We start from the raw sequence: 958 nt of genomic DNA, 5'->3' as shown, positions 1-958 counted from the left end.
GCTGGAGGCCCAAAACTTCTCCTGTAGTCACTTGGCAATGCCTTACCAGTGCTCGACTCACCGTGCGATTGTCTCCTAATGAGTCTCAGAATCGTAAAAACCGGTTGGACTAGATTCGCCCTATTTGGCCTCAAACGCACGCTTCAGCTGACTGCGTAGTAGCCGTTGTACGTAAAGATGTTTACCAGGATTCACCTGAGTCATGGTGCGAACGATCAGACTAGTGGCTTCGAAGCTCTCAAGTCCTTCAATTTGAGTAGCTCCTAAAATGTCTACGCATTCAGTGTGGAGCTTTCGTCCAACTTGATCGATTAAATCGTAGGTTTCTTCAAGAGTAAGCCCTGTGGGAACCGGGACAGCTACCTTGGCGTAGGCAAATTGCTTAGAATAATTGACAATTGAACCTATTTCACCGTTGCGAATAATTTGTAGCTGCCCTTCTGGATGGCGAATATGGGTCGTTCGAAGCTCAATGGCTTCAACCTCTCCCTCAACGACACGTTCTTCCTCTTTACCAGCTTCGATATAGTCACCAACTAAATAGTAGTTTTCAAATAAAATAAAGAACCCACAGACAATATCATTAATCAGATTTTGTGCGCCAAAACCTACTGTCAGACCCACAATTCCCGCTCCAGCCAAGATCGGAGTCGGATTGATACCAAATAAATTGAGCGTGATTATCCCTCCTGTGAAGTAAGTTAAGTACCTTAATATACTCTTGGCTAAAGGAATAACAGTTAGCCGTCGCTGCCGCTGTAAATCTGTAAGATTCTCTGTTTTAAGAACCAGATCTTCCAGCACAATATTGGTGATTTCAATGAATATTCCACAGAGAAAATAAAGTCCGATGATTTCAATGATTTCATCGCTATAGCTGGCTACCTTAGTGGTGCAGAAAAGTCCTGAGAGTATTGATGTAGCTAGATTCTCAGATTGAGAAGGGGAGCCATCTGTG

Annotated in this window: 1 protein-coding gene; it reads right to left on the bottom strand. The window is 43.7% G+C overall.

Going from position 1 to position 958, the window contains the following annotated elements:
• Positions 1–120 precede the first annotated feature (120 nt).
• Positions 121–958, bottom strand: an 838-nt coding sequence (locus tag JUK32_RS09920) for a mechanosensitive ion channel family protein (protein ID WP_204138701.1), incomplete at its 5' end; no start/stop codon positions are given.

The sequence above is a fragment of the Halomicronema sp. CCY15110 genome (genome assembly GCF_016888165.1).
GTDB lineage: Bacteria > Cyanobacteriota > Cyanobacteriia > Phormidesmidales > Phormidesmidaceae > Halomicronema.
Note: the sequence above shows the minus strand (reverse complement) of the source record. Positions and strands in the feature narration are given on the sequence as shown.